A 12,297-nucleotide genomic window follows, 5' to 3' on the forward strand; every position below is an offset into this window, starting at 1 on the left:
TATGGCATTTTGAGCATCGACAGCTAAACTCCAGACACGGACATCAATTGGCGAAAATGTGGCACAACGCCTTTTCCGTCTTGGCGCCAGCTACACCGTCAAAAACACCATCGCGATAATCATGGCAAAGCCCGCCAGGTCGGTGGGCAAAAACACCGTTCCCAGCATAAGGGCGCTGGTGATGGTGGCCGAAACCGGCTCCATGGTTCCAAGGAGGCTCGCGCGCACCGAGCCAATCTCCTTAACGCCCTGCATGTAGAACATATAGGCGAAGAACGACCCCACCACAATAAATATCGCGAGCGCGCCGACACCCGAGGGGCCGAGCGCCGGCATATGCGCCCACGGCTGGGTAAAGATACTCATCACGATTCCCGCCGAAAGCATGGCCGAGCCCGTGACGACCGGGCTACCGTATTTGTTGAGGATTCCGGCAGGGATGATTGCTATGCAGGCACCGCCCACTGCGCACAAAAGGCCCGAGAGCAGGCCCATCGGCGAGATGTTGAGCGTACTGGGGTCGCCGCCCGTGGCGATCAAAAACGTTCCGACCAAGGCGAGCAAAATACCCAGCGCCTCGCGCGTGCGCGGCAGTCGATGCGCGGTGACGCAGGCATACCCCATGACGACCACCAGCTGCAGGCACTGGAAGACGGTCGCGGTGCCCGCGTTGGTCAGGCGCACGGCTGACAGATAGCAAAGCTGGTTGAACAGCAGACCAAAGATCGTAAACAGAATGAGCTGCTTGCGATCGGCAGGGGTGGTCCACAATTTGACCAGGCGGTCGCGATCTTTTCTGAGCACGACGAACATAAAGAGCAGGCCAGCGATAACTTGGCGCACGCTCATCAGCCAAAACGTCTCGATATGGCACACGTCAAAGAGGTAGCTGGCGCTGGTGCCAGAAAAACCCCAAAACGTACCGCCGGCAAACGCGGCGAGCGTACCCAGGGCCATCTTGCGCGCCTGGGCGTCGTTGAGGCGGTCGCGCCATGCGCGGCGGGTGCTGCGGCTCAGCTCGTCAGTCCCCTCGGGCACGATAAAATCAGACGCCGCCGTCATCGGTACCGAAGCCCTTTCACGTGCACACTGCGCCGAGCGCTTCTGTTCCATCCCACTCCCCCGAAATCAATTGGCAATAAAGCGTCCAAACTGTAGCACGAATATTGGTATGAAATAGCAGATGATGCGGAGCATCTGCGAGCGTCCAAATTGCAGGGACGAAAGGCACCGATGAGCTATGCCGAGCGGTTGGAATCGCCTGGGGCGCCGGGATCGGCTTCCGCACTTTCATCGGTATGGCCACCGTCGGCATCGCCCTCGTCACCGGCGTCGCCCTGCTCCTCCTGCTCTCGACGGCGCTTTTCGCGAATCTGCTCCACGGCTGCGCGCAGGGCGGCCTCGTCCTCGGCGCGTGCCACCTCATGCGTTGTCTTGACCATATGGCGAATCTCGAGCACCAGCAGCACGATCAGCGGCACCACGATAAGCGGAAAGAACAGCAGCGGATTGGTGAGCAACGAGACCACCACGCCCAGCCCCGCCGAGACAAAGACCACGCGCCCCACCACGTCGGCGGCGGGCACGGGCGCAGCATCCTCGACCGGATTGGCATCGCCCATGGTGCGGTAGACCGGCGTGCCGTCGGCCGCATCCTCCACGGCAACGATGCGATGCGTGTTGAGCGAACCCTCCAGCGCGTCATCGGACGAATGGAAGGTGATGATGTCGCCGACCTGGTAGGCCTGGCTGTTGTCGGTATCGACGACGATAAACGAATGCACGGGAATCGCCGGCTCCATCGAGCCGGTCAGCGTGCGCATAAAGCCGTAGCCCATGATGGTGGGAATCTCGCCGGCGGGCGTGAACACCGTGCGCAGCAGCACCACAAAGGCGACCAGGATCACCACGGTCGCCAACACGTTGATCACGCGGAGCACGTGCTTCATCACTTGTCGGCGTCCTTTGCGGAAGGCTCGACGTCAGTGGCGTCAGATGCCGAAACGTCGGTCTCATCTCCCTCAACGGTCGTGGCGACATCGCCCTCGGCGTCCTCGCCGCGCAGGCGGGCCAGCAGATAGCGCGACAGGCTGTTGCCCTCGGCACGGCGCTCGGCGCGGGCGCGATCGCGCTGGGCCAGCTCCAGCTCGTGCGCCAACGAGTCCAAGCGTTGCTGCATCTCCGCGCGGGCGGCCTGGAGCTCGCGCTCGTGCGCGGCCTTGACGGCGGCGACCTCCTGCTCAATGCGCTTCCCTGCCTCGAGCTCGGCCGCGGCGATACGCGCGTCGGCGTCGGCACGGGCCTTCTCGGCGGCGCGTGTGGCGGCATCGCGCTCGGCAGCGGCTGCGGCGACCTTCTCGCCGGCGTCCACCGTAGCCTGCTCGACGGCAGAATCGGCGGCCGCACGGGCGGCATCAATCGCGGCATCGGCTGCCTGCTGAGCAGCGGAAACCTTCTCCTCGGCCGCGGCGACGGTGTCGGCGAGTTTCTGCTCCGCCACAGCAGCAGCGGCGTCGGCCGCCTCGGCCGCGGCACGGGCATCGCGCTCGGCCGTCAGCTGCACTTCCTCGATCTGCAGCTGGGCGGCGTCCAGCTTGGCATGCAGCTCGGCCGCCTCCTTGGCAGAGGTCTCACGCATGCCGGCGAGCTCGGCCGCGGCGGCGTCCTTGGCTGCCTGCAGCTCGGCGGCATCGGCCGCCGTCTTGGCAGCCAAGGCCGCGGCGGACTCGCTCTTGACCTGCGCGACCTGAGCGGCAGCGGCCTGCTCGGCGGCAGCAACCTTGGCGTCCGCGTCGGCACGGGCGGCAACCACCTCGGCATCGGCCTCGGCACGCATCTGCTCAAGCTGGGCCGCCGCGGTCGAGCGCGCCTCAACGGCAGCGTCCTCGGCGGCCTTCTTGCCCGCTTCGACATCCTCCAGTGAACCCTGCAGCTCCTCGACATCGGCCTCGGCCATCTGCGCGCGCTGCGTCAGCGCCAGCTCGCGCGTCTTTGCCTCGTCCAGCTCGTCGGCCAGGTCGTCGCGCTCGTCGGTCAGCGCATGGGCCTGAACCTTCCAAGACTTGACCTGCCCCCGCAGTTCCTCGATCTGCTCGCGCGCCTCGGCCAGCGCCTGCTCGGCATCTAGCTGAGCCTGCGTGACCTCCTCCACAAACACGCGACGGACCTCGACGTCGGGCAGGTCGGGGCTATCGACCTGCACCTCCTTGATCTCCTTAATAAACTTAGGCGCCACCGGCGCGTGTTGCACGCTCTCGAGCTCCTGCAGGTTGCGTTCGTCATCGGTCAGGCTCTTAAAGACGGCGTAGTTGTTGATGAGGTTGGTGTACATCTGCACCATGTACTCGTCATCGAACGCCAGCGCCTGCTGCTGCACGTCGATGTTGTAGCCCACCTTGTCGTAGCGCTCCATAAACTGCCACAGCTGGTAGCACTTGCGGTAGTTGGGGTCCTTCATGATGAGGTTAGTGCGCTGAATGGGGCTGCGGACCGCGCTGCACCCGTTCATGATCTGGCAGAACGACGCACCGCGCAGTGCCATGACCAGGCGGCGCACGCGGTCGATGCGCATAAAGACGTCCATGTTGTCGGCGTCGTTCTCGGCAAAGCTCTGGCGGTTCTTGACCGTCATCTCGACGTTGTACTCGATCTCTTCGTACGCGTCGTCGATCTTGCTGTGCATCTTAAAGCGGTTGCGGATCTCGTTGCCCGTCGACCAAAAGATCACGTCGGTACGCTTGTCCACAAACGTCAGCAGGCGCTGAATCAGGTGGTAGATAAAGCGGTTCTCGTACAGATCGTAGGTCTCGACGGTATTGACGTTGAGGATGCGCGTAGGGTGGACGCCGCCGTCATCACTCGGCGCCAAGAACTGCGTGTTCTGGCTCAGGTGACGGACGCTGTCGGCGCTGATCTTTTTGGCGAGCGAGACCGGCACCACCTCTTCCTCGGTGGTGATAAAGCGCCGCGGCTTTTCGATAATGGTGTTGATGGCGTCGAGCGAGTCCTCGATCATGCTGATCCATTCCTCGTCCACCACCTTGACGAGCTCCTCGCGCTGCTGCTCGATCGTGGTGCCCGAGGCCTGCGCCATCTCAAACAGATAGCGGAAGTAGCGGCTGTCCTCCTGGATGGGCTCCATCTGCTCGGAGAAGCTGGTATAGAGGTCCTGAATGGTCTCGGACATGGGTTACTCCATAGGTTGGATCGATCGGAAAGGGACGGGGCGACATCACGCCGCCCCGCACTTACGCCATTAGTAGAAGTTCTGGATCCGCTGCAGGTACATGACGGAATCGGGCAGGCCGCCCTCGCCAAAGGTCTTCTCGATGTACTCGATCAGGCCCTTCATCTCGTCGCGCACAAAGCTCACGTTCATGGACTCAAACTTCTTGAGCACCTTGCGGGCGATGATGTAGTCCATGCCGCCCAGCTCGGTGCCGCCGCACGCCACGTACACGGGGATAAAGTCGTACATCTGCTTGATGATACGGTTGCCAAAGGCCAGCTTAAAGCGGGTCTGCAGGTACTGGTCCAGCTTGTGCATCTTCTGGAGCAGTTCCTCGTCGATTACGTACTCGACCTTGGCCTTTTGGAACAGATACTGCAGGTGGTCGGCCGTCACGTGCACGCGCTCGTGCGGCTCGCATTCAAACGCGTCGGCGCGCTCGTTGAGCTCGATGGGGATCGCACGGTCGTACACCTTGTCCGTGATGGTAAAGGTGGAGTCGTCGTTGTTGGCGGTGCCGATAAACCACAAGCTGTCGGGAATGGTGAGCTTGCCGTCGTGCAGGGCCTTGGGGTCGGCGGCCCACTGGGTGGGCACCAAGTCGAGCACCCACTCGTCGTGGCTGGGCATCTCGAGCACCGACAGGATCTCGGCAAAGTAGTACTCCACGCGGGCGAGGTTCATCTCGTCGAGCACGATCATGGACGGGTCCTGGCGAAGGCCTGCCTCGTACACGGCGCGCAGGAACTCGGTCTCGTTAAAGCGCTTGGAAAACTCGTTAAAGTAGCCCAGTACCTCGGTGCGATCGCGGAAGCTCGGCTGCACCGATACGATGGTCGCGGGGTTGTCCAGGTAACGGCTAAAGCTGTAGGGCAGCGACGTCTTACCGGTACCCGAGATGCCCTCCAGGATCAGCAGCTTGGAGGCGGCCATGCCGGCCACAAAGCGGCGGATGATCTCGGGCGTGTAGTAGAGCTTCATCTGGCTGCATGCAAACGCGCGGAAGCTGTCGACAAAGTCCTCCAGCGAGATGGCATCGTCGTAGACCGGCGATTCCCAGTCGCGGTACTTAAGGTCCACGAGGGACAGCTTGGGAAAGCGGTTGGCCTGGGCGATCTCTTTTTCCTCGGCAAGGGTCTTGGCCTCGACGGTGGCCTTGGCCATGGCGGCTGCGGCATCCTTGACACCCTCGCCATCGAGCGCGAGCGACGCGTTGCCCGACATGACGGCCGTCGCCGCGGCGCCCTCGCCCGCAGGCGCACCGGCGCCCGCCGCGGCGCCCACCACGTTGCCCACCGTCGGCAGGTGGTCGTCGGCCAGGGCCGAGGCGCCCACGTACGGAATCTGCTTGGTACCGCCCATGGCATTGACCTTGAGCGCCAGCAGCTTGTTCTTCTCGTCCATCAGGTCGAGCACCTGCTTGTTCAGGCGGCCGATCTCGCGATAGAGCGCTTTGTTGGACGTGTCGTCGCGATGCAGGCGGCGGTTGATGCGGTAGCGGTGGACCAGGATGGCCACGATCAGCACGGGGACCGCGATGAGCATGGCAAACAGGATGACCGCGCCGATCTTGCCCACCAGGTCAAACGTGGTGAAGTAGGTCATAAAGATGTTGAAGTACTCAACCCAGCCAAACACCAGCAGGTTAAGGATGGAGCTCACAACGGCAACGACGTTGTAGACAACCTTTGCCAGCAGCTCCCAGGCAAATCCCAGAAACTCACTCACCGTCGGTATCCTCCTGCTTGGTCGCGCTCATCGCCGCCTCGGCCTCGGCCTTTAAACGACGGGCTTCCTCGAGCTTGGCCTCGGCCTGGGCGAGCTGCTCGGCGGCGTTATCGGCGGTGACGGCGGCGGTGTCACCCTTGCCCTCGGCGTCCACGATGGCGGCCGCGGCGGCCAGGCGGTCTTCCTCGGCCATGGCGCGCTTAAGGTTCATGCCCACCACGATAAGGTGATACACCTGGTAGATAAAGAACAGCAGCATGGGCAGCACGATTACGATGAGGAAGCCCATGGAGCTGGACAGGAAGTCCATGACCTTGCCCATCTGCGGCAGCGCGAACACGTACTTGCCCACGATGTCGCCGTCGCTGATGATGTGCGAATCGGCCACGTCGTTGTTATCGCCCTTGGTGGTAAAGCTGCGCATGCCGTTGATCTCGTCGATGGCGGCGATGCGGTGCGTGTTGAGCGCGTACTCGTTGTCGATAATGGTGTGGAACGTCACGATGTCGCCCACCTCGAGCTTGGAGGTGTCGCACTTTTTGATGACGATGAGGTCGCCCTTGTTAAACGTGGGCGCCATGGAGTCGGACTGTACGGCGAGCGGGGTGAAGCCGGCGATGTCCGAGACGCTGCCGTCCTCGCGCGTGGCGAGCGTGGTAAACGCGTACAGGGCCGCCACCAGGATGATGATCCACATGACGACGCTCAGTGCGATGGATGCGGCCTTTTTAACAGATTGCATGATGTCCCTTACTACCGTGTCTGACTAGGTCGTGCGCGGCCCGATGGCCGCCGTGCATATCTACTGTTCCTCGATGCCCTCAAAGCGCATCGAAACCGAATAGTTAGCTCCCTTTAGCATATTAGTGCAATTTGGGTCCGTTCCCTCGAGCCATATGCGAACGGCTACCGGCTTGTCCGTATCTTTTATTAGGTCGAACATGTCGCTGGCCGCGTTCGCTACTCCCGAGTCGAGCCCAAAGACGGTGGCCGAACCGGACGAGCCTCCGCCTCCGTTGGGGTTGTAGACCCAGGTGTGACCGTCGGCGGTAAAGCTCATGCGCATGGCGCTGGCCATGCCCTGCGTGTCGGAGCTAAACCGCGTGCCGGACGCGCCACCGTCGCCGTCCTGCCCGGTCAGGCGAACGCGCAGGTCCGTACTGCTCATAAAGTGCAGCGTGAACTCCAAGTAGGCGCCGGTCGCGGGATCGGCGGTGGAGCCGTCCTCGAAGGTAAAAGTCTGGTAGTCGCTCGTGGTGACGGGCTTGAGCCTGGATGCATCGATGTCCACGCCCTTTCCGCTGGCGATGCGTGCCGAGATCTGGTCGAAGCCCAGGCTGTGGACGTATTCGTCAAACGTGGAGTGCTCGTCCAGGTCAAAGCGCAGCGAGCCGTCGGCGTTGGCATCAATCATGAGCATGCGGGTCTTGGCGCTATCGGCGATGGAGAACCAGGCAAAGGTTGCCATGACTATCGCCACCAGGGCAAACAGCACCAGCACCACGGTGGTGGTGAGCTTGCGGCGCAAGTCGGTGTCGGCAGGTGCGGCGGCGCCGGCGGGCTTGCCGGTGGCGGGCGTGCAGCTGGCGGCGGGTTGCTTACGCGTCATGGCTACTCACCGTCCAGGGTCGCAAAGAGCGCCAGGTGCAGGGTGCCCGGGTCTTGATGCAGGTAGTCGGCGCTATCGGGGTCGGTTCCCTCGATGTAGTAATAGATGTCCAGGCGATAGGTCTGGCCCAGCGCCAGCGTGGCGAGCGAGTTTTGCGGGCGCTCGGCCGTCTCGCTCGTGTCCAGCGTATAAGCGGCCGGGTCCTGCGTCACGTTGGCACCGCAAGCGAGCTGGCCGTTTTGCCAGCCCAGGAGCATGCCATCGGCGTAGCCAGCAAGGCCAGCCGGGGCGGTCGTGGGATGCTCGCCGCGATGGCCGCTGTCGGAACTGTCGAGCTCAAAGATGTTGGTGGCAAGCACCTGGCTGCCGCTCGAGATCTTAATGCCCACGCGAGCCGCGCGCAGCAGCTCGGCGTTGGCGCCCTGCGGGACCAGCGATTCGGCCAGATACAGGCTCACCTTGCCCTTAACCTTGCTGGCGCCCGTGCCCGTAATGGTGGGACGCAGGTCAATCCAGCCGTGATAGTAGGTGGAGCCGTTGTCTTTTGCCTGCTCAAACACCGCGGCATCGCCGGCCGAGTTGTTTTGCGCGCAGGCCGCAAAGCCGTTGAGGTCAAAGGTCGAGACCGGGTAGAGCGTCACGGCCCCGCTCGCGGTGGAGGCCAGAGATGCATCGCCCTGCTGCGACCAGCTGCCGCGATCGGCGTCGCCCAGCTCTAGCACCAGCTTGGACGTGTCGCTGTGCACGCTCACCGAGTTGGTGTTGACCTTCATGTTGTTGGTAAACCAGGCGTAGGTCGCGACGCCCAAAGTGGCGGCGAGCGCCACCATAACGAGCGCGATGTAGGCACGCGCGCGACGGGCGTGACGGCGGACGGCGGCGCCCTCGAGGACCTGGCGATCGACGGACGCACTGGAGGGGGCCGCGGAGCTAGCGCTCTGGGTTTTGGCCTTGCGGTTATCTGCTGGCATGCGCTTCTTGTCTTCCATGTCGCTTCGCCCCCCTTATGCCTTGGCCGCGGCAAAGGCAAGCTGCAGCACCACATCGCGGGCCTGAGCCTCGTCGATGCAATTGGCGTCGCAGCCTTCCATGTACACAACGTAGCGAACGCTTGCCACCTCATTGGCGGCCAGCGTGCAGATGGGTGTGGCGCCTGCACGCGCCGTGGGCGTGTCGCCGGTGCCGTCCATGCTGTAGGCGCTTATGGCACGCGCGGGGTCGGCGGTGTAGGTCCAGCCCGAGGCACCGGGCGCCACGACCACGCCGTCTTGCGCGGTGGTACGCCTACTGGTGGCGCCCGAGGTGTCGCCCAGATCGTCGCAGGTAAAGATATGCGTTTGCGTGCCCGACTGAGTTGTAATGACCAGGCCCAGACGCAGCGCGGCCAGCAGCTTGGGGTCGTTCGTCACGCTCATCTGGCCCTGATACAGGTACACGTTGAGAGCACTATCGCTGCCCTTAAGGTACAGCGTGCCCGAAAGGGCGTAGTCGTCCAGCCGCGCGGTGCAGTCGGCGTAGTCGGTCGTGATGCCGGAGGCGTTTTGGAACGTGCCGCGCCAAAAGCGGGAAAGGTCTGCCGTCGAGATGGGATAGAGCGTCTTGTCGGCGGCGGCAAGCGTTGCCGTTGTGTCCCAGGGCCCGTTGGCCGAAAGGCCAATCTGCAGGTCGGAGCCCTCGTCGCTTACCGTGTGCGCCACGGGCGTCACGTTGGTGTAGCGCGAATTGCTAAACCACGCGTAGGTGGCAGCGCTCAGGGCGGCTACCAACACCAACATCCATGCAGCCGCGGCAACCATGCGACGACGCGAGTTTAGGATGTCTTTGATGTTCGAAGCACTCATGTCCAGCCCCCTTACGAACGCTTGCCGGCAAAGCGCAGCGCCAGCGATTGCAGGCTGGTGGCGGCCAGATTGTTGGTACAGTCGGGGTCGCAGCCTTCCAGCCACACGTACACGTCCACGCGCACGGGCGTGCTTCGGTCGGCGCCCTTGGCAGCGGCGGGCAGGCTGCAGATCTTGGTCGTGGCCTCCTTGAGGCCCACAATGCCGGTGTCTTCATTGTAGTCGCAGAAGTTTGCGCTGGTCAGCTGGTCAAAATGAACCGTTGTTCCATCGGAGCGGGTGCTGTCGAGCACCAGGTGATTCTGCTCGTTCTCGCCGGCATCCTTGCCGTCGAGCGTGTTGTAGCGCGCCTGGGGATTGCGCTCGCCCGAGACCTCAAAGACGTACTGGCCCGTAACGGTATCGCCCTGCCCCGGCGCATAGGTAACCAGGCCCACCCGCAGAGCGGTAGAGATGGGGTTTGCCGGGTCCTGCTCGGTAAAGTCAATGCCCGACAGGTACACGTCGGTCGCGGCAAAGTTGGTGGCCAGGTACAGGGAGGTCTTGTAGTAGTAGGAATGCTCTGCCGCGCCAAACATGCTGGCAAACAGCGAGTCCTGGGTGGTTCCACCAGTAAAACCCGTTACCTTTTGGAAGCCGTTGAGCACGTTGTCGGTCGAGACGGGATCGAGCAGGCCTGTAAAGCTCAGGCCGGCGTTGGTTTTGTATTCGCCGTCGTACTCGTTGGAGATAAGGAAGGTCACGCCCGTGCCCGCGGCCATCTTAACGTCGGTGATGTGGCGGTTTGCGTTGTAGATGTACCAGGCATACGTTACGGCTCCGGCAGCAGCAAGCGCCACCAGCAACGTGGCGAGCATGCGATTGAACTGTTTTCGCAACGAGCGCGCGTCCGACATGCCCCTCCCCCAAATGCCGTGTTGTAAACTACCTGGACACCATTTGCCCATAATGGGCATTATTTTACGCGAACGTGCAGTTCATCGGGGGTACAAACGCGACTTTTCGCGCGCCGCTCGCACCCCATCGGGGGCCGATAGGATCGCAAGTTGCCACTTTTTAAAAAATAGTTCTTGCCACCGGGTGGGAGCTCCGTTATATTATTCCCTGCGCACTCGCGCACCCTTGATCGGGCGTTTAGCTCAGGGGGAGAGCGCTTCCCTGACACGGAAGAGGTCAGAAGTTCAAATCTTCTAACGCCCACCAAATGTTCGCAGCTCAGAGGCTTCGCCTCTGAGCTGTTTTGTTTTACGCCGCCAAGACAAAAGGACGCCGCTGCAGCCAAACCGCCCAAACAGCCCCGGTGATTGCCCCGATCAGGCGCGGTTGGGTCTCGCAGCCATATATAAATAACCCCCTATAAAGTGAGGTTTAATACTTTTCCCAGAAGTGAACGAGCTTATTTGGACCCCCGGAGCATCCACACTTTTTGACGTTAAAACCGCAGGATTCCAGCAGCAAAACCGCAGGAAACAAGCCCCTAAAAGTGTCGATGTTTCGGGGGTCCATTCTGACTCGTTCACTTCTCGGGAAAAGTATTAAACCTGGATATATGGCCGCTAATTCTAACCCCCTGTTACCGCCCCTACCAATACTGATGCGCATCGATAACGGCTTGCCAGAGCCAAAATCGCTTCGTTTCGGCACGCGCATGGGCAAAATATCGCTGCTCTGCACTCATCGCCTTGTTAAAGATGGGGCGCTTATTCCGATGCAGCTTCCGTCGGATGCGTTCGCACAGCCGAACGAGCTTGTCGTAGTCAATTGCTTGGTCGGTTGTCACCGTAAAATACGCTACTCCCTCAAGCAGTTCCAACTCGTTGCGGCGCTCGACATCCTTGTGGATCTTCTCGCGGCCGTCATGAATGGCATCGCTGTCGTAGTCGACCATCGCGGTCAGCACCTCTGGCAGCAGCCCGGCCTTTACTTTATCCCTGCCCACCTCGACTTTAGCCGTAAGCGTAATGTCGGGCGTGCGCTCCAACACGCGCAGTTTGCGCTCGCGCCCATCGTTGAGTCCATCGCGAATGAAAGCCTTCTTGTTGAGCTCGGCCTTGCCCAATGCATACCCGCCGTAGCGCGCAGGCAGCGACATAAACATGCACAGCCCCGACTCCCTCGGAGAGCGCGATCCCTCGATCACATACGCAAGCAGCGCCTTTGCCTTCGCGAGACCCCTTACCTTTGGGGACGCCTCGATATACGCCGCAATGAGCTCCTTCGTCGTGAGCCTGCCATCGCGCATGCCCCCATCCCTGCTTGTCACCCCGCCGGGAGCAAGGTTGTCCAGCCGATAGTCCGATGTCATGGCATAGCCGGCATAGATGGCCTCGGCTGCAGAGCCGTCGTGCGCAGCCTGCACAAACGCCAGCTCGGGAGCGCACACGTACGCATCCAGGCCGCCCATCCAGTGGCCCAGCGAGATAAACGAACCCGCCGGGAGCTCGTTGGTGCAGAGATGCGTCTTAACATGTTTGCTCCGCCGACGGTCGGCGCGCGACGGCACCAGCAAATCCAGCGTTTCGACCCCTAAATCATAGCGATCGATAAACTCCTGCGCCTCTTGGTCCAACAGCGCGCAGGTGCCTGCAATCGACACGACCTCTGGTTCCGAATCCCCAAATCGAGGGTTCGGGATGTGCGCCAAAAGCGCCAACGCAGCGTTATGTGAAACGATAAAGTAGCTCATGGCGCGAAGATAGCACGCGCGTCGGCAGCCGCTGGCGGTCCCGCTAAGTTTTCGGCAAACGACCGGCGGTTTTTAGCCGCAGCGCGTCCAAAATGTTCATTCGTCGACGTCTAGCTGCAAATCCGTCAAGCTTTTGGCAAGGTTGCCGCTCAACTGACCAAAAGCTGACCATTTGCTTGCCCATTTGCTTGACGGCACCCCCTCG

General features: G+C 61.9%; 10 protein-coding genes and 1 tRNA gene. 1 reads left to right on the top strand and 10 read right to left on the bottom strand.

Annotated elements, in window-relative coordinates; translation table 11 throughout:
* Positions 1 to 90 precede the first annotated feature (90 nt).
* From DW112_RS04255 to DW112_RS04295, 9 genes are all read right to left on the bottom strand, one after another.
* Positions 91 to 1,113, bottom strand: coding sequence for a DMT family transporter (locus tag DW112_RS04255; protein ID WP_199585318.1), 1,023 nt, complete (start codon positions 1,111 to 1,113; stop codon positions 91 to 93).
* Between the two features lie 125 nt (positions 1,114 to 1,238).
* A complete protein-coding gene (locus DW112_RS04260) occupies positions 1,239 to 1,949 on the bottom strand; it encodes a signal peptidase I (protein WP_118328401.1) in 711 nt (236 codons plus the stop codon).
* Positions 1,949 to 4,186 (bottom strand): DUF2357 domain-containing protein, encoded by a 2,238-nt coding sequence (locus DW112_RS04265; protein ID WP_118328402.1) that lies wholly within the window; start codon positions 4,184 to 4,186, stop codon positions 1,949 to 1,951. The genes DW112_RS04260 and DW112_RS04265 overlap by 1 nt, the downstream gene beginning before the upstream one ends.
* Before the next feature lie 69 nt (positions 4,187 to 4,255).
* Entirely contained in the window at positions 4,256 to 5,956 is a 1,701-nt protein-coding gene (locus DW112_RS04270; RefSeq protein WP_118328403.1) for a hypothetical protein, read from the bottom strand.
* A complete protein-coding gene (locus DW112_RS04275) occupies positions 5,949 to 6,698 on the bottom strand; it encodes a signal peptidase I (RefSeq protein WP_118328404.1) in 750 nt (249 codons plus the stop codon). Before DW112_RS04275 ends, DW112_RS04270 begins: the two co-directional genes overlap by 8 nt.
* A gap of 60 nt (positions 6,699 to 6,758) precedes the next feature.
* The gene (locus DW112_RS04280; RefSeq protein ID WP_118328405.1) at positions 6,759 to 7,565 is read right to left on the bottom strand and encodes a hypothetical protein; all 807 of its coding nucleotides are present in this window, start codon (positions 7,563 to 7,565) and stop codon (positions 6,759 to 6,761) included.
* A 2-nt stretch (positions 7,566 to 7,567) separates the two neighbouring features.
* On the bottom strand, positions 7,568 to 8,554 hold the full coding sequence (locus tag DW112_RS04285; RefSeq protein ID WP_118328406.1) for a hypothetical protein: 987 nt from the start codon (positions 8,552 to 8,554) through the stop codon (positions 7,568 to 7,570).
* Between the two features lie 15 nt (positions 8,555 to 8,569).
* The gene (locus tag DW112_RS04290; RefSeq protein WP_118328407.1) at positions 8,570 to 9,406 is read right to left on the bottom strand and encodes a hypothetical protein; all 837 of its coding nucleotides are present in this window, start codon (positions 9,404 to 9,406) and stop codon (positions 8,570 to 8,572) included.
* Between the two features lie 11 nt (positions 9,407 to 9,417).
* A complete protein-coding gene (locus tag DW112_RS04295) occupies positions 9,418 to 10,302 on the bottom strand; it encodes a hypothetical protein (RefSeq protein ID WP_118328408.1) in 885 nt (294 codons plus the stop codon).
* A 232-nt stretch (positions 10,303 to 10,534) separates the two neighbouring features.
* Between DW112_RS04295 and DW112_RS04300 the strand changes: the two genes are divergently transcribed.
* Positions 10,535 to 10,609 (top strand) — tRNA-Val (locus DW112_RS04300).
* Positions 10,610 to 10,988: 379 nt separating this feature from the next.
* Here the strand turns inward: DW112_RS04300 and DW112_RS04305 are convergent.
* Complete coding sequence (locus DW112_RS04305) at positions 10,989 to 12,002, bottom strand: hypothetical protein (RefSeq protein WP_118328409.1); 1,014 nt, start codon at positions 12,000 to 12,002, stop codon at positions 10,989 to 10,991.
* Between the last annotated feature and the right edge of the window lie 295 nt (positions 12,003 to 12,297).

This window comes from Collinsella sp. AM09-41 (assembly GCF_003473245.1).
GTDB lineage: Bacteria > Actinomycetota > Coriobacteriia > Coriobacteriales > Coriobacteriaceae > Collinsella.